Origin of the sequence: Streptomyces sp. NPDC059169, assembly GCF_042755225.1 — a bacterium.
GTDB lineage: Bacteria > Actinomycetota > Actinomycetes > Streptomycetales > Streptomycetaceae > Streptomyces.
Genome location: NZ_JBHZCF010000006.1, coordinates 222,679 through 243,351, shown reverse-complemented (window position 1 = coordinate 243,351; position 20,673 = coordinate 222,679). Strand labels below are relative to the sequence as shown.

Annotated in this window: 19 protein-coding genes; 6 read left to right on the top strand and 13 right to left on the bottom strand. The window is 71.0% G+C overall.

The window, feature by feature from the left end; genetic code table 11:
* Window positions 1-29: 29 nt before the first annotated feature.
* The gene (locus ACFXOM_RS13830; protein ID WP_385037974.1) at window positions 30-836 is read left to right on the top strand and encodes a hypothetical protein; all 807 of its coding nucleotides are present in this window, start codon (window positions 30-32) and stop codon (window positions 834-836) included.
* Window positions 837-866: 30 nt separating this feature from the next.
* Here the strand turns inward: ACFXOM_RS13830 and ACFXOM_RS13825 are convergent, their stop codons facing one another.
* The 5 genes from ACFXOM_RS13825 to ureA all read right to left on the bottom strand — a co-directional run bounded on the left by ACFXOM_RS13825 (window position 867) and on the right by ureA (window position 6,521).
* Complete coding sequence (locus tag ACFXOM_RS13825) at window positions 867-2,195, bottom strand: MFS transporter (RefSeq protein WP_384933758.1); 1,329 nt, start codon at window positions 2,193-2,195, stop codon at window positions 867-869.
* A 93-nt stretch (window positions 2,196-2,288) separates the two neighbouring features.
* Window positions 2,289-2,888 (bottom strand): TetR/AcrR family transcriptional regulator, encoded by a 600-nt coding sequence (locus ACFXOM_RS13820; RefSeq protein WP_384933755.1) that lies wholly within the window; start codon window positions 2,886-2,888, stop codon window positions 2,289-2,291.
* A 197-nt stretch (window positions 2,889-3,085) separates the two neighbouring features.
* Window positions 3,086-4,105, bottom strand: a complete 1,020-nt coding sequence (locus tag ACFXOM_RS13815; protein WP_385037971.1) for an agmatine/peptidylarginine deiminase — start codon at window positions 4,103-4,105, stop codon at window positions 3,086-3,088.
* 26 nt (window positions 4,106-4,131) lie between these two features.
* Window positions 4,132-5,814 carry an urease subunit alpha gene (locus ACFXOM_RS13810; protein WP_384934081.1) on the bottom strand — a complete coding sequence of 561 codons (1,683 nt, stop codon included), beginning with the start codon at window positions 5,812-5,814 and terminating at the stop codon, window positions 4,132-4,134.
* Window positions 5,815-5,819: 5 nt separating this feature from the next.
* Entirely contained in the window at window positions 5,820-6,521 is a 702-nt protein-coding gene (gene ureA / locus ACFXOM_RS13805) for an urease subunit gamma (RefSeq protein ID WP_384933749.1), read from the bottom strand.
* A 192-nt stretch (window positions 6,522-6,713) separates the two neighbouring features.
* Here ureA and ACFXOM_RS13800 point away from each other — a divergent pair, with 192 nt between their 5' ends.
* Window positions 6,714-8,168 carry a cytosine permease gene (locus ACFXOM_RS13800; protein WP_384933746.1) on the top strand — a complete coding sequence of 485 codons (1,455 nt, stop codon included), beginning with the start codon at window positions 6,714-6,716 and terminating at the stop codon, window positions 8,166-8,168.
* Window positions 8,169-8,551: 383 nt separating this feature from the next.
* Here the strand turns inward: ACFXOM_RS13800 and ACFXOM_RS13795 are convergent, their stop codons facing one another.
* The 3 genes from ACFXOM_RS13795 to ACFXOM_RS13785 form a co-directional block, all read right to left on the bottom strand.
* Entirely contained in the window at window positions 8,552-9,640 is a 1,089-nt protein-coding gene (locus ACFXOM_RS13795) for a branched-chain amino acid aminotransferase (protein ID WP_384933744.1), read from the bottom strand.
* A gap of 261 nt (window positions 9,641-9,901) precedes the next feature.
* Window positions 9,902-10,942, bottom strand: coding sequence for a 3-isopropylmalate dehydrogenase (locus ACFXOM_RS13790; RefSeq protein WP_384933742.1), 1,041 nt, complete (start codon window positions 10,940-10,942; stop codon window positions 9,902-9,904).
* A 446-nt stretch (window positions 10,943-11,388) separates the two neighbouring features.
* Complete coding sequence (locus tag ACFXOM_RS13785) at window positions 11,389-11,523, bottom strand: hypothetical protein (protein ID WP_384933739.1); 135 nt, start codon at window positions 11,521-11,523, stop codon at window positions 11,389-11,391.
* Between the two features lie 650 nt (window positions 11,524-12,173).
* Here ACFXOM_RS13785 and ACFXOM_RS13780 point away from each other — a divergent pair.
* Both ACFXOM_RS13780 and ACFXOM_RS13775 read left to right on the top strand, forming a co-directional pair.
* Entirely contained in the window at window positions 12,174-12,512 is a 339-nt protein-coding gene (locus ACFXOM_RS13780; protein WP_384933736.1) for a PadR family transcriptional regulator, read from the top strand.
* Complete coding sequence (locus tag ACFXOM_RS13775; protein WP_384933734.1) at window positions 12,509-13,237, top strand: hypothetical protein; 729 nt, start codon at window positions 12,509-12,511, stop codon at window positions 13,235-13,237. The genes ACFXOM_RS13780 and ACFXOM_RS13775 overlap by 4 nt, the downstream gene beginning before the upstream one ends.
* Before the next feature lie 666 nt (window positions 13,238-13,903).
* Here ACFXOM_RS13775 and ACFXOM_RS13770 read toward each other — a convergent pair.
* A complete protein-coding gene (locus tag ACFXOM_RS13770; protein WP_385037968.1) occupies window positions 13,904-14,302 on the bottom strand; it encodes a hypothetical protein in 399 nt (132 codons plus the stop codon).
* A 139-nt stretch (window positions 14,303-14,441) separates the two neighbouring features.
* Between ACFXOM_RS13770 and ACFXOM_RS13765 the strand changes: the two genes are divergently transcribed.
* Window positions 14,442-15,341, top strand: a complete 900-nt coding sequence (locus ACFXOM_RS13765) for an alpha/beta fold hydrolase (RefSeq protein WP_384933729.1) — start codon at window positions 14,442-14,444, stop codon at window positions 15,339-15,341.
* Window positions 15,342-15,608: 267 nt separating this feature from the next.
* Here ACFXOM_RS13765 and ACFXOM_RS13760 read toward each other — a convergent pair whose 3' ends face one another.
* The 3 genes from ACFXOM_RS13760 to ACFXOM_RS13750 all read right to left on the bottom strand — a co-directional run bounded on the left by ACFXOM_RS13760 (window position 15,609) and on the right by ACFXOM_RS13750 (window position 18,582).
* Window positions 15,609-15,845, bottom strand: coding sequence for a hypothetical protein (locus tag ACFXOM_RS13760; RefSeq protein ID WP_384933726.1), 237 nt, complete (start codon window positions 15,843-15,845; stop codon window positions 15,609-15,611).
* Between the two features lie 130 nt (window positions 15,846-15,975).
* A complete protein-coding gene (pruA, locus tag ACFXOM_RS13755; RefSeq protein ID WP_385037965.1) occupies window positions 15,976-17,607 on the bottom strand; it encodes an L-glutamate gamma-semialdehyde dehydrogenase in 1,632 nt (543 codons plus the stop codon).
* Between the two features lie 48 nt (window positions 17,608-17,655).
* Entirely contained in the window at window positions 17,656-18,582 is a 927-nt protein-coding gene (locus ACFXOM_RS13750) for a proline dehydrogenase family protein (protein ID WP_384933720.1), read from the bottom strand.
* 184 nt (window positions 18,583-18,766) lie between these two features.
* Here ACFXOM_RS13750 and ACFXOM_RS13745 point away from each other — a divergent pair, with 184 nt between their 5' ends.
* Entirely contained in the window at window positions 18,767-19,969 is a 1,203-nt protein-coding gene (locus ACFXOM_RS13745; RefSeq protein WP_384933717.1) for a PucR family transcriptional regulator, read from the top strand.
* An 89-nt stretch (window positions 19,970-20,058) separates the two neighbouring features.
* Here the strand turns inward: ACFXOM_RS13745 and ACFXOM_RS13740 are convergent, their stop codons facing one another.
* Window positions 20,059-20,637 carry a TetR/AcrR family transcriptional regulator gene (locus tag ACFXOM_RS13740; RefSeq protein WP_384933715.1) on the bottom strand — a complete coding sequence of 193 codons (579 nt, stop codon included), beginning with the start codon at window positions 20,635-20,637 and terminating at the stop codon, window positions 20,059-20,061.
* Window positions 20,638-20,673 lie beyond the last annotated feature (36 nt).

The window sequence follows — 20,673 nt, the reverse complement described above, 5'->3', positions numbered from 1 at the left end:
TGGCCGAGGTCCGATGACAAGGGAAGGCCATGACTTCGCAACCGCCGAGCGGGCCTCCGGCCGGGCCCGTACCGCCGCCGCCCGGACCGGGTCCCGACCCCCGGCGTCCTCGCGGAGGCGCGCGGCACGGCATCGCACTGGCCGTCGGTGCCGCCCTGGTGGCGCTGGTGCTCGCCATCGTCGTGGTCACCTCGCTGCGGGGCGACGGACGGGGCGGGCCCGCCGCCCCGCCCTCGCTCGGCGGCACGCGGGCGGCCGCCGCGCACGCCCTCGCGTCGAACGTGGTGCTGGCGCCCCCGGACTGGGGGCCCGGCTTCGGAAGGGCCGATCCGTACGAGTTCGACCCCGCCGACGAGGACGTGGTCCTGGGGAACTGCGAGTACGGCGGCCGGGCCGCCCGCAGCGGCACACTCGCCGCCGTGCAGCGGGTCGTCCTGCACCCCTCGTCGGGCCTCACCGGTACGTCCGAAGTGCGGGTGTTCACCGACGATCCCACTGCGAAACGGTACGTCGCCGAGGTACCCGACCAGATCCGGCGGTGCCCGACCCAGCACGGCGGGAAGGCCCTCTACACCGGGGTGCACGAGACACCGCCGCCCGAGGTGCCCGGCCTGGAGGAGGTGGTGGCCGAGGAGGGGTCCCAGGTCACCGCCGACGACGGCACGGGGGTGGACAACCGCTACCTCGTCCTCACCGGGCGGACGGGCCGGACCGTCCTCAGGACCAGTGCCGTCGCGGGCGCTGGGCAGGAGGCGCGGATCCGCAGGGTGGCCACCGACGCACTCCTGGAGATGCAGCGGCGCCTCGGGCCGGAGCACGCGGCGGCGCGGCGGTGAGCGGCGCCACCGGCGCGCCCCGCGGTCCGGTCAGCCGGACGCCGCCGGCGTCCTCACCGCCCCGGACTCCCTCGGCGGCGCGGGCCTGCCCACCCGGACGAGGTCGATGTCCCGCGTCTCCCGCATCGTCAGGTAGACCACCAGCGACACCGCCGCGCAGCCCGCGACGTACCAGTAGAAGCCGGACTCCGCACCCACGTCCTTGAACCAGAGGGCCACGTACTCGGCGGTCCCGCCGAAGAGCGCGTTGGCGATGGCGTAGGGAAGGGCGACGCCGAGCGCGCGCACCCCCGTCGGGAACAACTCCGCCTTGACGCAAGCGTTGATCGACGTGTAGCCGGTGATCACGACGAGAGCCAGCAGTGAGAGGCCGAGCGCCGGCCAGAAGGAGCCCGCGTGCTGCAGCATCGTCATGATCGGAACGGTCAGGAAGGTCGAGCCGAGGGCGAAGGTGATCAGCAGCGGCCGGCGGCCGATGCGGTCCGACAACCTGCCCGCGATCGGCTGCAGGCAGGCGAAGACGATCAGAGCGCAGAAGGAGACCAGGGTCGCGGTCTGCTTGGGCAGTCCCGCGGAATTGGACAGGTACTTCGTGAGGTAGGTGGTGTACGTGTAGTACGCGACCGTGCCGCCCATGGTCAGCGCGACGACGAGGAACGCCTCGCGCTTGTGCGCCCACAGGGCCTTGAGCGTGCCCCTGCCCCCGGACGGGGTGTCGTCGGCCGACTCCTCGTAGACCTCGGTCTCCAGCATGGAGCGGCGCAGGTAGAAGACGACCGCCGCGCCGAGCGCGCCGACGACGAACGGGATGCGCCAGCCCCAGCTGTGCAGGGCGGCGTCGGACATGGTGCGCTGGAGCACGATCTGCAGTCCGAGGCCGACGATCTGTCCCGCGGTCATGGAGACGTACTGGAAGCTCGAGGCGAAACCGCGGTGCTGCGGCGCCGACGCCTCGGTGAGGTAGGTGGCGCTCGCGGCGTACTCGCCGCCGACGGACAGCCCCTGCAGCAGTCGCGCGACGAGCAGCACGGCGGCTCCGCCGTATCCGGCGACCGCGTAGGTCGGCGCCACGGCGATGAGGACCGCGGACGCGGACATCAGCGTGACGGTGAGGGTCAGCGCCGCCTTGCGGCCCCGGCGGTCACCGATCCGGCCGAGCAGCCAGCCGCCGACGGGGCGCATGAAGAACCCGACCGCGAAGATTCCGGCGGTGTTCATCAGCTTGGCGGTGTCGTTCCCCTCGGGGAAGAACGAACCCGCGAAGTACGTCGCGAAGCTCGCGTACACGAACCAGTCGAACCACTCGACCATGTTGCCCGCGGAGCCGACCCAGATCTTCTTCCAGTGTTCTCGTCCCATGGTCGGCAAACGTGCCGCAGCGGACCGGGGCGGACAAGGATGCAGGCCGCAACGATCGGGAGTACTTGCGTGCGTTGCGTTCGCAGGTGCCGGCTAGCGGAGCGTCTCGTCGAGGAATTCCCGCACGTGGTCCAGGACTTGCGCACGACTGGTACCCGGAATGCCGACCGCCACGTGGACGCTGAAGCCGTCGAGGAGAGCCCGGAACCGTGCGGCGCAGCGGTCCGGGTCGACGGCTCGGAACTCACCGCGGGAGATGCCCTCGGCGAGTAGCGCCACGAGGTCCCGGTGCCAGGCGCGTTCGATCGCGGCCTGCCGGGCACGGGCATCGTCACCGGCGTTCTGGGAGCGGTTCCACACCTCCAGCCAGAGTGTCCAGTGCGGGTCGCGCGGCCCGTCCGGTACGTACAGGTCGACGTACGCGTCGAGGCGGTCGCGCACGGGGCCAAGCCCGGACAGCAGCGCGCTGCGCTCTGCTCCGAGTCGCCCCTCGCTCCACTCCAGGGTCTGCAGCAGCAGCTCGTCCTTGGTGCGGAAGTAGTAGAGCAGGTGGCCGCTGCTCATCCCGACCTCTCGCCCGAGCCCGGCCATGGTGAGCCCGTCGAGACCGCGCTCGGCGATGGTCGCCATGGCCGCGGCGAGGACCTCCTCACGCGGCGGGGCGACGTTGCGACGACGGGCCGCGGGGCTCATGCGGCGATCTTCCGGGACAATGGCTTCACCCGTACGTTCTACCCGATCCGGCCGAACGGTCGCGGGTCGCGGTCCGCCCCCGCCCGCGCGCCGCGGGACGGCTCCTCTGCGGGCGGAGGGAGGTCCGGCACCGCGGACACCGGCGCGGGCGGCGGCCTCCTGGTCGAACTCCCGGGCACGGACCGCGCCCACGGCACTCAGGGCCTGGGCTGCTGCTGGGTGATGCAGTGGATACCGCCCCCACCCGCGAAGACGGCACGGGCGTCGACCTGGGTCACCGTGCGTTCGGGGAACAGCCGACGGAAGATGCGGGCCGCCGAATCGTCGTTGGGGTCGTCGAAGGCGCACAACACCACGCCCCCGTTGCAGAGGTAGTGGTTGATGTACGAATAGTCGACCCACCCGCCGTCCTCGTCCTTCAGGACGGTCGGCGCCGGGACCTCGACGACCTCCAGGGCCCGGCCGCGGGCATCCGTCTGCCGGCTCAGCAGGTTGACGTACGTCCAGGAGCGCTCGTAGTCGGGGTGGGCGGGGTCCTGCTGGCTGTGGACGAGCACGACGCCCGGTCGGGCGAAGGCGGCGACGATGTCGACGTGGCCCTGCGTGCCGTAGAGCCCGTAGTCGCCCGTGAGGCCGTGCGGCAGCCATATCGCCTTCTCGGTGCCGAGCTTGGCGTGGATCTCCGCCTCGACCTCCTCGCGCGACCAGTCGGGGTTGCGGCCCGCGCCGAGCTGGACCGTCTCCGTCAACAGGACGGTTCCCTCGCCGTCAACGTGGATCGCGCCGCCCTCGTTGACCAGTCCGGAGGAGTGGACGGGCACGTTCGCGAGGTCCGCGACATGACGGGCGATCTTGGAATCGTGCTCCCAGCGGGCCCAGTCCTGGGCGCCCCAACCGTTGAACACCCAGTCCACTGCGGCGATTCCGCCGCGGCCGTCGGTGACGAAGGTGGGCCCGATGTCACGCATCCAGGCGTCGTCGAGCTCGCGCTCCACGACGTCGATGCCGTCTCCGAGCAGTGCACGGGCCTCTGTGGTCTGGCCCGGGCCGACGACCATGGTGACCGGCTCGAAGCGGTGCACCGCGCGGGCGACCTCGGCCCACGCCGTACGGGCTCCTGCGAGCTGCCTGTCGTCGGTGAACGTCGGGTTGGGGCCGGGCCAGGCCATCCAGGTGCGCTCGTGGGGGGACCACTCGGGCGGCATGCTGAAGGTCATAACGGGTCCTTGGCTTGGGTGAGGGGTCACAGGAAGTAGAGGCGGTTGAGGGACATGGACTCGACGGGGCCCGAGCGGACCGGGTCGCCGTCGAGGGTGACGCGTCCGGTACGCGCGTCGACGGCCACACTGCCCAGCCGTGAGTTGAGGTGCAGGTCTCGCGGACCGATGCCGCGGGTGCCGCGGACGGCGACGCGGCGCCGGCGGGTGGGCATCCGGTCGTCGCCCCGGGCCGTCGCCGCCCGTGCGACGAAGGCCACCGAGAGGTCCGCCGGGGTGGCCCCGTGGGCGCCCAACTGTGGCCCCAGGACAAGTGGTTCGCAGGTGTCGGTCGCGGCGTTCGGGTCGCCGGTGACGCCATACGCGGGGAATCCCGCCTTGAGGACGAGCTGCGGCTTCGCACCGAAGAACTGCGGCTTCCACAGCACGATGTCGGCGAGCTTGCCGATCTCGATCGAGCCGATCTCGTGCGCGAGGCCGTGTGCGAGAGCCGGGTTGACGGTCAGTTTGGCGATGTAGCGCAGGACGCGTGCGTTGTCGTCATGGGGGCCGTCGCCGTCGAGGGGGCCGAGTTCGGCCTTCATCTTCCCGGCCATGGCGAAGGTGCGGCGCACGGTCTCCCCGGCGCGCCCCATGCCCTGCGCGTCGGACGAGGTGATGCCGATCGCCCCCAGGTCGTGCAGCACGTCCTCGGCACCCATCGTGCCGGCGCGGATGCGGTCGCGCGCCATGGCTGCGTCGCCGGGCAGATCGGTCTTGAGGTCGTGTACGGAGACGATCATTCCGTAGTGCTCGGCGACGGCGTCGCGCCCGAACGGCAGTGTCGGGTTGGTGGACGAGCCGATGACGTTCGGCACACCCGCCATCTTGAGCACGTTGGGGACGTGCCCGCCGCCGCAGCCCTCGATGTGGAAGGCGTGGATCGTCCGGCCGTCGAGCACCCGGAGGGTGTCCTCGACGGACAGGCACTCGTTGAGGCCGTCGCTGTGCAGGGCGACCTGGACGTCGTACTCCTCGGCGACCCGTAGGGCGGTGTCGAGTGCCCGGGTGTGGGCGCCCATGTCCTCGTGGACCTTGAAACCGCAGGCGCCGCCCTCGGCGAGCGCTTCGACGAGTGGGGCGTCACCCGAGGACGAACCGCGGGCGAGGAAGCCGATGTTGACGGGCCAGGCGTCGAAGGCGTTGAAGGCGTGGCGCAGCGCCCATGGCGAGTTGACGCCAACCCCCCAGACCGGGCCGAATTCCTGGCCGATGATCGTGGTGACGCCGGATGCGAGGGAGGCTTCCATGATGCGGGGCGACAGCAGGTGGACGTGGGTGTCGACGGCACCGGCGGTGGCGATGAGGCCTTCGCCGGAGACGATGGACGTGCCGGTGCCGACGACGACGTCGACACCGTCGAGGGTGTCGGGATTGCCCGCCCTGCCGATCCCGGCGATACGGCCTTCGCGGATCCCGATGGACACCTTTCGGATACCTTGCACGGCGTCGATCACGAGGACGTTGCTGATCACGACATCGCAGGTCTCGCGGACCCCGGCGGCCTTGAGGTGAAGTCCGTCGCGGGCGGTCTTGCCGAAGCCCGCGAGGAACTCGTCACCGGGCCGCTGTGAGTCGGACTCGACGCGGACCACGAGCCCCGAGTCTCCGAGCACGACCCGGTCCCCCGCGCGCGGCCCGTGCACGCTCGCGTACTCATGCGGATCCATTGCGGTCACTGGCCCTCCTGCTGCTGTCCCGCCGCACCGAGGTAGCCGCAGGCGGCCGCCCTGCGCAGCGCCTCGGCCCGGGCGCCGGGGGCGTCGAGCGGGCCGTCGACGAGGCCGGCGAATCCGACGGCGACGCGGTCGCCCCCGATGGGCACGAGGCCGACCTCGACCTCGCCGCCCGCATCGAAGCGGACGGACGATCCGGCCGGGACGCACAGACGCATCCCGTAGGCCGCGGAGCGGTCGAAGTCGAGGCGCGGGTTCGCTTCGAAGAAATGGAAGTGGGAGGTGACGCTCACGGGGACGGCCGCGGTGTTGCTCACGGTCAGTCGTAGCACCGGCTCCGGGTCGGGGTCCGCGGGTCCGGGCAGTACGGCGCCGGGTGCCGTGTCGCCGAGGCTGCCGCCCCCGATGGGGTCGGAGACGACCGCGAGCCGTGATCCGTCATCGAAGACCGCCTCCACATGGACCTCGGTGACGACATCGGTGACGCCGGGGAGGACGTCCTCGGGGCCGAGGACGGAGCGGGCCGCTTCAACGGCCTCGGCGAGCCGCCGCCCGTCCCGGGCCGCCTCGCACACGGTGTCGGCAACCAGCGCGGTCACTTCGGGGACGTTGAGCTTGAGTCCACGGGCGCGACGGGCACGGGCCAGTTCGGCCGCGCTGAAGAGCAGCAGCCGGTCGCGTTCGGTCGGGGTCAGCCGCACGTCACCACACCTCCCTGTAGGTCCACGGCGGCTCCCGGGAGGAGACCCACGCCGGAACCTGTTCATCCGATTCCAGGTATTCGAGTGACACTCTAACCATCATTCTGCCAGACAGAAAGCATTGACTGGCCATGCAAGGAGGGCTCACATTGAGCAGTACTCAAATCCTCGCCTGTGAGTAGGGAGCACCCGATGCCGATCGAACGACGCGGAGTCGACACCGTCCCCGAAGAGGAACGCACCAGCGGTCCACGTGACCTCATCGCCATCCTGCTGGGCTCCAACCTCTGCCTCGGCGTGATCGTTTTCGGCTGGCTGCCGGTGTCCTTCGGACTCGGTTTGTGGGGCTCCGTCACCTCTGTGGTCGCGGGCACGTTGGCGGGTGTGGTGGTCACGGCACCCCTTGCTCTGGTGTCGCTGCGCACGGCCACCAACCTCTCCACGTCCAGCGGCGCCTTCTTCGGGGTGCGCGGGCGGCTCATCGGCTCGGTCGTCGGCCTCCTGCTGTCCCTCGGCTACACCGCGCTGACGTTGTGGATAGGCGGCGACGTCATGGTCGGCACACTGGCCCGGCTCGTCGGGCTGCCCGACGGCGACGGCACCCACGCGTCGGTCTACGCCGTGCTGGCAGCGCTCACCGTGATCGGTGCGGTGTACGGCTACCGGCTGCTGCTGAAGCTGAGCAAGGTCCTGGCTCTCGGGATGACCGCACTCCTGGCCGTCGGCCTCGTGGCGTACGCTCCGCACTTCACCCCCGCAGCACCAGCGGACGCCGCCTATCTGCTCGGGACGTTCTGGCCGACGTGGGTACTTTCCGCCGTGGCCGCGGGGCTGAGCGGCCCGATTGCGTTCATCACCCTGCTCGGCGACTACACCCGCTACATATCGCCGCAGCGGCACCGACCTCGCACGGTGCTCCACGCCACGTCTCTGGGCCTGTTCGCCGGTCTGCTGGTGCCCCAGTTGTTCGGTACGTTCACCGCCCTGGCGGCGCGGGCCTCGACTGACTACGCGGGCCCCCTGGTGGCGGCCTCCCCCAGCTGGTACCTGATTCCGCTACTGCTCGCCGCTGCGGCCGGCTCCGTGGGCAACGCCGGGCTGATGCTCTACTCGATGGGCTTGGACCTCGACGCGATCGTCCCCGGCGCAAGCCGCACCCGCGCCACCATGATCGTGGCGGTGGTGGCGACCGGCTTCGTCTTCCTCGGGCACTTCGCCTGGGACGCCCAGTCGGCGATGACGTCGTTCGTGCTGCTCCTCACCGCGATCGGCACCCCCTGGGCGGTGATCACCCTCATCGGCGATCTGCGTGCCCGGGGCACGTACGATGCCGACGCGCTGCAGGTCTTCAACCGGCGCGCCAGGGGCGGGACCTACTGGTTCCGAGCGGGATGGGAGCCGCGGGCGACGCTCGCCTGGGCCGTCGGGGCCGTGGTGGGGCTGGCCGCCGTGTCGACCCCGTTCTTCGAAGGTCCGCTGCTCGAGCTGACCGGCGGGGTCGACTGCAGCTTCGTACTCTCGGGTGCGGTGGGCGGCCTGGTGTACGGGCTGCTCGGGCCGCGCGCGACGCAGGACGGCTCACGGGTGCCTGCGGTCGCCGAGGACCACGAGGCACACCCGCTCCCGGAGACGGCCGTGGCGCCCTGAGTGCCCAGCCCGGCGCGGGCCGGGGTGCCGGCACGACCGCCACCCTGACGGGACGCCCGCGGGCGCACCCGGATCACGAGCACGGGACGTTGCGCCGGTGGCCGCCCGGCCCCGGTGTCGACGGCCCGGCGCGCGGGGCCCTCGACACCGGGGCCATCCGACGCCGCACCCGGCTCGCCATGAGCATCCGCGCGAACGGCCGACCGACCTTACACGCGAGAGCGAGACCCCGTCGTGTGGGGAGACCGTGCTCCCGACCACTTGGAGGACGCCGGTCTGCGGCACCACGAGGGGGAGGGTGTCCGTACGCCGGGACCGCGCGGCCCGGACGGGCTCCGCGCGGTCCTGCGGCCGTGGCCACGGTGCCGGCGGCGCCACGAGGATCAGCCCAGCGTGTGCATCCAGTCGTGCTCGTCCTCGGCGACACCGATCTGGATGTCCAGGAGCGCCTTGCGCAGCTCCATGGTGACCTTGCCCGGCTCGCCGTCGGACTGCGTCCACTCCCCACCCGCCGACTTGACCGTCCCGACGGGGGTGATGACCGCCGCGGTCCCGCAGGCGAAGACCTCGGTGAGGGTGCCGTTCTCGGTGTCGCGCTTCCACTGGTCGATGGAGACCCTGGCCTCCTCGGAGGTGTAGCCGAGGTCGCCGGCGAGCTTCAGGAGCGAGTCGCGGGTGATGCCCGCGAGGAGCGAGCCCGTGAGCTCGGGCGTGACGATCCTGTCCCCGTACACGAAGTACAGGTTCATGCCCCCGAGCTCTTCCACCCACTTGTGCTCGACCGCATCGAGGTAGGCGACCTGGTCGCAGCCCTTCGCAGCAGCCTCGGCCTGGGCGAGCAGGGACGCCGCGTAGTTACCGCCCGTCTTGGCGAAGCCGATGCCACCGGGCACGGCACGGACGCGGTCCTCGGAGAGCCAGATCGACACGGGCCTGACCCCACCGGGGAAGTACGGGCCGGCCGGGGAGGCGATGACGATGAACAGGTACTCGTTGGCCGGCCTCACCCCGAGACCGACCTCGTTCGCGAACATGAAGGGGCGCAGGTAGAGCGAGGCTTCTCCCCCGTGTGCCGGAACCCAGGCGCTGTCCTGCTGGACCAGGGCGTCACAGGCTGCGATGAACGTTTCCACCGGCAGCTCGGGCATCGCGAGGCGGCGGGCGGACTCCTGGAAGCGCCGGGCGTTGGCGTCGGGCCGGAAGGTCGCGACCGAGCCGTCGGGCCTGCGGTAGGCCTTCAGTCCCTCGAAGATCTCCTGCGCGTAGTGGAGGGTCATGTTCGCCGGGTCGATGGACAGCGGCGCGTACGGGGTGAGCTGGGCATCGTGCCAGCCCCGTCCCTCCGTCCACTTGATGGTCACCATGTGATCGGTGAAGTGGCGGCCGAATCCCGGGTTGGCCAGGATCGCCTCGCGCTCCGCGTCGGACAGGGGAGTCGAGGAGGGCTTGAGCTCGATCGTGGGCGTCGTCATGTCTGCGTGTCCTTCACCGTGTGTTTGTGACGGACCGCGCTCACGCCGATACGACTGCACGCCCCTGTGTACGCAAGTACGAGGACGTCCGAGCTTCCCCGAATGAAGCGGCCCCGCGTTCGATTATCGCAGCGCGTGGGGGTTCGCGGGGAACGGCGTGGACCGCGGCCCATGGTTGATGGTGGCACCCGGAGGCCGCGGAGGAGAAGCCGCCGGGTGCGGATGTGACCCGGCGGCTTCGAGTTTTCGAGCGTCGACGGGTCAGCCCGCTACTCGTACGGCGAGTGCGTCGCCGATCTCGTCGGTGGTCCGCGGCGTGCCGTCCCGCTCCGCCAGGTCGGCGGCGACGGCCTCCTCGATGCGGGTGGCCTCGGACTCGTGGCCGAGGTGCCGCAGGAGGAGGGCGACGGACAGGATCGTAGCCGTAGGGTCGGCCTTGCCCTGGCCGGCGATGTCGGGTGCGGAACCGTGGACGGGCTCGAACATGGACGGGAAGGCGCCCGTCGGGTTGACGTTGCCGGACGCGGCCAGACCGATCCCACCCGTGACGGCGGCGGCGAGGTCGGTGAGGATGTCACCGAAAAGGTTGTCGGTGACGATGACGTCGAAGCGCTCCGGCTGGGTGACGAAGAAGATCGTCGCAGCATCGACGTGCAGGTAGTCGGTGGTCACGTCCGGGTACTCGCGGCCGACCGCGTCGAAGATGTTCTTCCACATGTGCCCCGCGTACACGAGGACGTTGTTCTTGTGGACCAGTGTGAGCTTCTTGCGGGGCCGGGCGCTGGCGCGCTCGTACGCGTCGCGGACGACGCGCTCCACCCCGTACGCGGTGTTGACGCTGACCTCGGTGGCGACCTCGGCGGGCGTTCCGGTGCGCAGCGAGCCGCCGTTGCCCGTGTAGGGCCCCTCAGTGCCCTCCCGGACCACGACGAAGTCGATGGCGGGACGGCCGGCGAGCGGCGTCGCGGTGTTCGGGAACAGCTTCGACGGACGCAGGTTGACGTAGTGGTCGAAGGCGAACCGCAACTTCAACAGCAGCCCCCGCTCGAGGACGCCGGACGGCACGGAGGGGTCACCGATCGCGCCGAGGAGGATCGCGTCGTGCTGCTTGAGGGCGTCGAGCTCAGCGTCGGGAAGGGTCTCACCGGTGCGGTGCCAGCGCCGGGCGCCCAGGTCGTATTCCTTGGTCTCCAGCTTCACGTCCTGGGGAAGGACGGCTGAGAGGACCTTGAGGCCCTGGGCCACGACCTCCTGGCCGATGCCGTCACCGGGGATCACTGCGAGATTGATGCTGCGAGACATAGTCGGCACCGTACTCTCCGTCCCAATGAATGACATGCTCCGTCCAGCATACGGACGACGTGTTGCGAGAACGGATCGAGTCGGGCGCCGACCACGGGACGCCCGGGCGCAGTGCACACCGTCACGGGGCGCTGGCCTGCGGAGCAGCTCACGGTTCCGACTGTCGCCCCGCGCGTGCACCCGTGACGCATCCGATGAGCACGCGGTTGCCGACCCGCGCACCCCGGGGACACCCCTGAGCCGGCCCGGACTCGGCCCTCGACTCGAGCGTCACGATGACCTGCGCCCGTGCAGCCGGCCGCCCCGGACCTCCCTCGCAGTGGAGGCGGAGGCCGACGTGCGGGGCGGAGCACGCAGGGGCTCGGACGGGCTCCCGTCCGTGCGCCCTCCAGGACCGACGGACGCTCGGGCGGGGCGCTGGGACCGAGTACGGGTGTGCCGTCGTTCTAGTGGCCCGTCTCGCCGCCGTTGTCCCTGCGGTCGAGAGCCCGCTGCAGGGCGGCGGCGGCGTTCTTGCGGTCCGACTCGGTGGTGCGGGCGGCGTGACGGACGCGGCGGCGGACGAGGGTCGTCTCGGACATGATGATCGACTCCTTGAGATCAAGTGCCATGACGGGCGGTACCGCACGGCGTGTCTACGAGGGGCCGGAAGGGGCGGGGAGCGGGCCGCAGGGGTCGCCTGCCTAGGGCACCGGCTCGCGACCGCCATTCGCTTGATCGAGCGAGACGTTCGGCTGCTACAACGCTAAGGGAGTCCGGCCGGTCTGTCTCTACAATTAGTCGGACTTCCTACTATCTGAGACGCGATCTTGGAGAGCCCCGCCGGGAGCACCTCCGAGCCCACGGTTCGACGCTTGCACCGCGAGGGCCCGGGTCCGCTCCGGCATGGGGGCGCACCCCACCGAGACGAGCGATCCGGTTCGAGATCGGCACTCCCCCGTCGGCACCCCGCGACCACGTTCACGCGGCCGAACAGTCGATCCGACCGGAAGGCGTGCCGGCCGGAAGGCCTGTCAGGCGACCGCCACGCCCACGCTCAAGCGCATCCGTGACTTCGTCGTGCCACGCCTGCGAGCGGCACGCCGGACGGGACGGCCACGGAGTGCTCCGCACCCGTCGTCGAGGCGTTCCCCGGGACGCTGTGGCGCACGCCGAAAGGTCCTGGCGATCCGATCCAGATAGCATCGCTAGTTAGGTTGCATATCTATCTATGTGGTGTTGAAATACAGGCATGGCCGCAGACCGCAGATCAAGTTGGCTCAAGGGCGTGCTCGACCTCCTCGTCCTGTCCTGTCTCACGGGCGGCGAGAGCTACGGCTACGAGATCGCCAAAGCCCTCGCCGGAGCAGGGCTGGGGCAGATCAAGGGCGGGACGCTCTACCCGGTGCTCAACCGCCTTGAGGAATCCGGACTAGTGGTGGGCGAGTTCCGGGCCGCCGAGCGCGGACCGGGGCGCCGCTACTACCGGCTGACCACACGGGGACAGGAGCACCTCGCAGCCGAGAGTGACGCCTGGCTGGGATTCCACACCACCGTCAGCACCATGCTGTCCACAGGGGGAACACGATGACGACCGACCGAGCCGAGTACTTCGACGAGCTCACCCGCGCACTGCGTGACGCAGGCGTGCCCGAGGACCAGGCCGAGGCAACGGTCTCCGAACTCAACGCCCACCTCGTCGAGACGGGCGGCACGGCGGAGGACGAATTCGGCCCCGCGGTCGAGTTCGCCGAGTTGCTGAGCGGCGGGGCGCCGGGCCCCGCCACGGAGCCCGGCGAGGAGACCGAGACCTGGACCTGGACGGCCGACATCAACAACGACCTCCGCCTGCTGGCCGTCCACGGCGACCAGGGTTGGGAGGTCGAACGGCTCGACGGGCTGGGTCGGTTCGTGTGCCGCCGCGTGCGGGGTTCGGCGCTGCGCTGGGAGTACCGCCGCGAGATCGTGGGCGGCAGGAGGCGGGCCGAGGTCCTCGACCGCCTGACGCCCGAGGGCTGGGAGATCTGCGGCCAGTGGCTCTTCTACGCGTACTTCAAGCGCACGAAGGCCGCGAGCACGGGACCTGCGGCGGCGCTCGACGCACCGCCTCCGGCACCACGGCGCACCTACTTCTTCAGCCGCCCGATGCAAATACTGCTCGCGGCCTGGGCCCTGAGCGTGACCGCCCTCGTGGTCATGGTCCTCACCGGGACGTACGCGCTCCCCTGGTACGCCTCCGCGGCCTGTGCGGCGCTCGGTGCGGCGGCAGCGGCGTACGGGCTGAAGAGGGACCTCACCAAAGCCGGCGAGGACTGAGACCGTCGCACCGACCGGGCGACGGTGCAGCACACAGGTGCGCCCCCGCGGGTCGGACGGACGGACTGCACCCCCGGTCAGAGCACGTCCCCGTCCCGCCAGTCGAAGAACATCGAGCCGGCGGCGGGGGAAGGGAGTGCGCCCCTCACGGCGGCACGGAGGCACGTGGAGTCCGGCTCGTCCAGGAGCCGTCGGGCCCGCCCGACCCCAGCACCCCGATGACCCGCGCCACAGCCACGAGCTGCGGGATCGGTACGGCGCCGCGCCTTCGTCCGAGGCGCACCACAGGAGTGGGGGCCGTCACCGCGTCCGGGCGGCGGGCCGGGCGCCCCTCCCGCACCTCGGCGGATCAGGGCGCCGCCCCGGGGCCGATCCGCACGACCGGCGCGGACGCACCCATGGGGCGAGGTCTCGCGACGGACCTCCACACGCACCGGGAGGCACGGCGCACCCGACCGCAGCCGGGGCACCACCGCTGCACCACGCGGGGTGACGCGGCCTCAACTCCGCCGCCGGGGAGCGCCGCACGCGCGCCGGGGCCGTTCGGCGCCGCGGCGGGCCACCCGCACCGCCGGACCCTCGCGACGGGGGCCGCCACCCCGGCGCAGCGCGACGACCGGGGGACGACCCGTCCACCGGACGCGACCGCCCGCGCCGGCACGCCGCTCACAACCTGCCACCGCTGAGACGGGACAGCGGGCCGCGCTGCTGCAAGCCGGCCCGGCGCCCGAGGGCGTAGGAACCCGCCAGTGCGGTGGCGACGCCTGCTCCCGCCCCCGCCACGACCGCCTTGCGGGTCTTGATCAGGGTCCAGACGACCCCCGCCGCCCCGGCGGCACGCTCCGCGGCACCCGTGGCGGTCCGCTGGACGGTCCGCGCCGCGCTCCTGGCCTTCTCCGCGGTCGCAGTCGTCGCCCCACGCGCGGAGTCGGCGGTGTCACGCGCGGACTCGCGCGTGGTGCGCGCCGCGGTCCCGGTCGAGTCCCGGGCCGTGCTCTGGGCCTGCTGCGCCTGCTTCCGGGCAGTTGCCCGTGCCTGGCTCGTCTTCTTCGTGGTCTCCGTCATGGTGTTCGGGTAACCGCCTTGCGCCGCCGCAAACTGACCCGACCTCAGCTCCATAACCATTAAAATAACATTGACAGGTTAGGTTCATCCGTGATTACCTCACAGTCGTAACTATCCAATCGCCCATGAGGGGTTAGACGTGACCCTGCAACCGCGCCACGGGACCCTGCCGGTGCACTACCGCACCGCGACCATCCGCGGTCACGAGATCTTCTACCGGGAAGCCGGCGCGCCCGACGCCCCCGCCCTGCTGCTCCTGCACGGATTCCCGACCAGCTCGCACATGTTCCGCGACCTGATCCCCCTGCTCGCCGCCCACTACCGCGTGATTGCTCCCGACCACCTGGGCTTCGGCCGCTCGGCAGCGCCCTCCGCCACCGAGTTCCCGTACTCCTTCGACGAACTCGCCTCCCTGACGGGCGAGTTCACCGAACAGCTGGGGCTGGCCCGGTTCGCCCTCTACATCCAGGACTACGGCGCCCCGATCGGGCTGCGCCTTGCCCTCGCCCACCCCGACCGCGTCACCGCGATCATCACGCAGAACGGCAACGCGTACGAAGAAGGCCTCGGGCCCGCCTGGGAACCGGTCCTGGCCCTGATCGCGAACCGCACGCCGGAGACCGAGTCACGTGTGCGCGAGATCAGCTCGCCCGAGGGAATCAGGTGGCAGTACCTCCACGGCGTGCCCGCAGAACAGCAGTCGTTGGTGAGCCCGGACGCCTACGAACACGACACGGCCCTGATGGCCCGCGACGGGCAGGACGCCATCCAACTCGACCTGCTCAGCGACTACGGCTCCAACTTCGCCCTCTACCCGGCCTTCCAGGAGTACTTCCGCGAGCGTCGGGCCCCGTTGCTCGCGGTCTGGGGCGCCTACGACGAGATCTTCGTCCCGGCCGGCGCGGAGGCGTTCCGCCGGGACCTCCCGGACGCGGAGATCCACCTGCTTCCCACGGGGCACTTCGCCCTGGAGACGCACGCACCCGGGATCGCCTCGCTCGTGGACGGATTCCTCACGCGGACGCTCGGCGGACGGTGACCGCGGCGGGACCCGGGCCCGCCGCGATGGCCACCGGCCCCGAGGACACCCACGGATGGGGCCGGGCGACGGGTCAGACGCCCCCGTCGTGACGGGCGTCCGCCGATCAGGTCGTTCTGGTCGAGCGCCAACGGGTTCTCGCCGGGACACCGGCAGCACAGACCGCGGCGCGGCGTACCGTCCTACGCTGCGGGGGCCCGACCCCCGACCTGCCCCGGACACGGCTCGCCCCGGCTGCGGCGGAACGGTCCCGCGGCGGCCGGTGGGTCAGTGAGTGGCTTGTTCGAGGCGTCCAGCCACCTGCCCCACCCACTGCGTGAACTCCTCGCGGTGGTGCGCCTCGCCCCCGCACAGGGCGGCGACCTGCGGATCGGTGATGCGGTCCGGTCCTGACGCGCCCAACAGCCGGTGCATTTCGCGCAGCACGGCGGCGAGCCGCTGGGCATCGGGGTGCTCGATCGCGTCGACCCCGTGACCGGGGCCGAGGGTCGTGGAACCAGGCATGAGCGTCCCTTCTCGGCACGACCCCCCTCTCCAGCAGCGTAAGCCCGTGGAACGCGAGCCGCCCCCGGCCGGAACGGGGGGAGGACCGGCGGGGGGCGGAGTTCACGGCCGGGCCGTGACGCCTGGGGCGTCAGCCCATGTGCGGGTAGCCGTACTCGACCGGCGGAACCAAGGTCTCCTTGATCGCGCGGGTCAGCGTCCAGCGCATCAGGTTCTGCGGGGCACCGGCCTTGTCGTTCGTTCCCGAGGCACGGCCGCCTCCGAAGGGCTGCTGCCCGACGACGGCACCCGTCGACTTGTCGTTGATGTAGAAGTTCCCGGCCGCGAAGCGGAGCTTCTCCATCGTGCGAGCGGCTGCCGCGCGGTCGCGGGCGATGACCGCGCCGGTGAGCGCGTAGGCCGACACCGACTCCATCTGCTCCAGCATCTCCTCGTACTTCTCGTCGTCGTAGACATGCACGGCGAGGATCGGGCCGAAGTACTCGGTGGTGAAGACCTCGTTCTCCGGGTCGGTGCACTCGATGACGGTCGGGCGGACGAACCAGCCGACCGAGTCGTCGCACGTGCCGCCGGCGACGATCGTGCAGGTCGGGTCGTCCTTCGCCCGGTCGATCGCGGCCTTGTTCTTGGCAAAGGCACGGTCGTCGATGACGGCGCCGATGAAGTTCGTCAGGTCGGTGACGTCGCCCATCTTGATGCCGTCGACCTCGGCCGCGAACTCCTCCTTGAAGCCGGAGTTCCAGATGGAGGCCGGGACGTAGGCGCGCGAGGACGCAGAGCACTTCTGGCCCTGGAACTCGAAGGAACCACGGGTCAGCGCGGTCTTCAGGACGGCACGGTCGGCGCTCGGGTGGGCGACGACGAAGTCCTTGCCACCCGTCTCACCGACGATGCGCGGATAGGAGCGGTACGTCTCGATGTTGTTGCCGACCGTCTTCCACAGGTGCTGGAAGGTCTTCGTCGAGCCGGTGAAGTGGATACCGGCGAGGTCCGGGTGGTTCAGGGCCACCTCGGACACGGCGATGCCGTCGCCCGTCACCAGGTTGATGACGCCCTTGGGCAGACCGGCCTCCTCCAGCAGCGCCATCAGGAGGACGGCGGCGTGGGTCTGGGTCGGGGACGGCTTCCACACGACCACGTTGCCCATCAGGGCGGGGGCCGTGGGCAGATTGCCGGCGATCGCGGTGAAGTTGAAGGGCGTGATCGCGTAGACGAAGCCCTCCAGGGGTCGGTGGTCCAGACGGTTCCACACGCCGGGGGAGTTCGCCGGGGGCTGCTCGGCGAGGATCTGGCGGGCGTACGCCACGTTGAAGCGCCAGAAGTCCACGAGCTCGCACGGCGTGTCGATCTCGGCCTGCTGTGCGGTCTTCGACTGGCCGAGCATGGTGGAAGCGGCCATGGTCTCGCGCCAGGGACCGGCCAGCAGCTCGGCGGCGCGCAGGATGATCGCGGCACGGTCGTCGAAGGACATCGCGCGCCATGCCGGGGCTGCTGCCAGGGCCGCGTCGACGGCGTCCTGCGCGTCCTGCTGGGTGGCGCCGCGGAAGGTGCCGATCACGGCCTGGTGGTTGTGCGGCTGCACGACGTCGAAGCGCTCGCCACCGCCCATGCGCTTCTCGCCGTTGATCGTCATCGGGAGGTCGATGGGGTTCTCGGCCAGCTCCTTGAGCTTTGCCTCGAGGCGGGCGCGCTCGGCAGAGCCCGGGGCGTAGCCGTGCACCGGCTCGTTGACCGGGGCGGGGACCTGGGTGACGGCGTCCATGAGTTCCGTTACTCCTTGTGAGAGGGGTGGGAGGGTTCGGCCCTGGGGTCAGTTCTTAGTGATCATCGACCGGACGAAGAAGAGGAGGTTGGCGGGCTTCTCCGCGAGGCGTCGCATGAAGTAGCCGTACCAGTCGGTCCCGTACGCCGTGTAGACGCGCATCCGGTGGCCCTCGGCCGCCAGCCGCACGTGCTCGTCGCTGCGGATCCCGTACAGCATCTGGAACTCGTACTCGTCCAGTTTGCGCCCCGCACGGCGGGCGAGCTCCTGTCCGATGGAAATCAGCCGCGGGTCGTGGGACCCGATCATCGGGTAGCCCGAGCCCTCCATCAGGACCTTCAGGATGCGCACGTACGCCTTGTCGATCTCCGCCTTGTCCTGGATCGCGACGTCGGCGGGCTCCTTGTACGCCCCCTTCACCAGGCGCACCCGGCTGCCGTCGGCGGCCAGACGGCGTGCGTCCGCCTCGGTACGGAACAGGTACGCCTGGATCACGCAGCCGGTCTGCGGGAAGTCCTTGCGCAGCTCGTCGTGGATGGCGAACATCGAGTCGAGGGTGGTGTGGTCCTCGGCGTCCAGGGTGACGGTGGTGCCGATCGCGGCGGCGGCCTCGACGACCGGACGGACGTTGGCCAGCGCCAGCTCGTGTCCGCCGTCCAACGACTGGCCGAACATCGACAGCTTGACGGACATCTCGGCCCTGGCGCCCAGGCCTAGGCCCCCGAGGTGCCGGACCAGCTCCAGGTAGGCGTCCCTGGCCGCGGCGGCCTGCTCCCGGGTCGTGATGTCCTCGCCCACCACGTCCAGCGTGACCTCGAGACCCCTGGCAACCGTGTCCTTGACGATCGGGATCACCTGGTCGACCGACTCGCCGGCGATGAACCGCGCGACGACCTGCTTGGTCCCGGGGGCTGCCGACACGAAGCGGCGCATCTTGTCGCTGCGGGACGCAGCGAGGATCACGGGACCCAGCACGGGGCACCTCCACGGAGCAAGGGTAGAAGGAGGCCGAAACCGAACCATCCGGGTACGGCACGGAGAACCACCGTGAAACCTAGATATCGCTCCGATGCTCGACCATCGACAGCTGTCACGCATCCGCGACCGCCTCTTCAGACATATGTCTGAAGAGGCGGTCGCCCGGTGCGAGAATGACCGCGTGAAGGGCGATTACCAAGAGCTGGTGGACGAGATCTCGGGGTTGCTCGGCGCCCCCGCGACCTTGGAGAACCGGGACTTCGGGCTGATCGCCTTCGGCGCGCACGACGGCGAAGACGACAGCACGATGGACCCGGTCCGCACCCGGTCGATCCTGACGAGGAAGTCCACGCCGGCGGTGCGCGCGTGGTTCGAGGACTTCGGAATCGCCCGGGCCACCGGACCGGTGCGGATCCCGGCGGCCCCCGAGGCCGGCGTCCTCCGCAGCCGCATCTGCCTCCCGGTCCGCCACCGCGGCATCGTCCTCGGCTATGTGTGGCTGCTCGACGCGGAACCGGCACCGACGCCCGGGCAGCTCGCTGCGGCCATGGAGGTGACGGCCCGGATCGGAGTGCTGCTCGCGGACGAGGAGCGGGCGGACGCGGACCTGTCCCGGGAGTTCCGCGCGGTGCTGACGGCCGCACGCGGCTGGCAGTACGACATGGCGCTCGCAACCCTGCGCTCGGCCCTGGGGGCGGACGCGGACGGACTGCACACGGTGATCTGCGTGGCGCCGTGGGCGGCGGGCGACGCCCCGTCGGCGCGGACCCTGCCGGGGGCCGCCGCGTTGTGCACGCTGCCGCTCCCCCTCGCACCCGGCGGCCCCCTTCCTGCGGTGGACGAGGGGGGCGAAGCGGCTGCCGCGGGCGGATCCGACGGCGACCACGGGCGAGCCCTGGCCGTCCTGGTACGGCTGCGGTCACCCGACTCGACAGCGCCCGCCCACGCCGCCGCCGCGCGCCTCGACGGCAATGCCGGCGTCGCACTACCCCGCCGCGGAATCGCCGACCTCGACGCCTCCTGGCGGGAGGCGACCGCCGCCGCGCGGGCCGTGGCAGCCGAGCCGCGGCTCGGCCCGGTGACCGACTGGTCCTCGATCGGCCCGTACCGCCAGCTGACGGCGATCCCGCCACCCTCCGCTCCCGACCCGGCGGTCGCTCCCCTCCTCGACGCGGCCCACGCCGAGCTGGCACGTACGGCCGAGGTGTTCCTGGACTGCGCCGGCCAGGCGGGCCGCGCGGCCTCCGCCCTGGGGGTCCACCGCCAGACGCTCTACTACCGTCTGTCCCGGGTCGAGCAACTCACCGGACTCGACCTCGACGAGGGCGAGGACCGACTGCTGCTCCACATGGCGCTCAAGACCGCACGGCTCTGGCGCGCGTGACGGTCAAACCGACCCGGCCGGTACCAGCCGGGCCTCCGCCGCGACCCGGCGCCGACCGGCCGCAACGCTCGTCGTGTGGTGGTGGGGCTTCAGCTCCCGTCCCCCACCACCGCCCTCAGCCCGTCGGTGAGGTCCTTCGCGGACGGCGCCGTCTCCGGATCGACCATCCACTGGATCATCACGCCCGCCACGAGCGCCTGGAAGAGCAACCCGGCTGTCCGCGCCTTCTCCGGCTCGGCCTCCGGGTCGATACCGAGGAAGTGTTCCGCGATGCCGAGCCGCCCCTGTCTCTGGGGTTCCTTGATCGCATCACGGAGCACCTCGTCGTCGTCCAGCCGGGTGACGACCTCCAACTGGAGCTTCCAGACCGTGCGGCTCTCCTCGAAGGCCGCGATGACCTTTTCCCAGATCCCTTCGAAGCGTCCGTAGGGGTCCGCGGACGCACGGTCGTCGCCCCCTTCACCGGCGGGTCCCACGGCCTCGCCCCACTCTTCGGTCAGGGCGAGGAAAGCCCGCTGCAGCAAGGCGTCCTTGGAACCGTAGTGGTAACCGATGGACGCCAGGTTCGTGCCCGAAGCGGCGACGATGTCTCGGGCGGTGGTCCGGCCGTACCCCTTCTCCAGCAGGCAGCGCTTGGCGCCCTGGAGCAGATCTTCGCGGTGTCCCATGGACGCAGCGTACCCGACCCGTATACACCCGTGTAA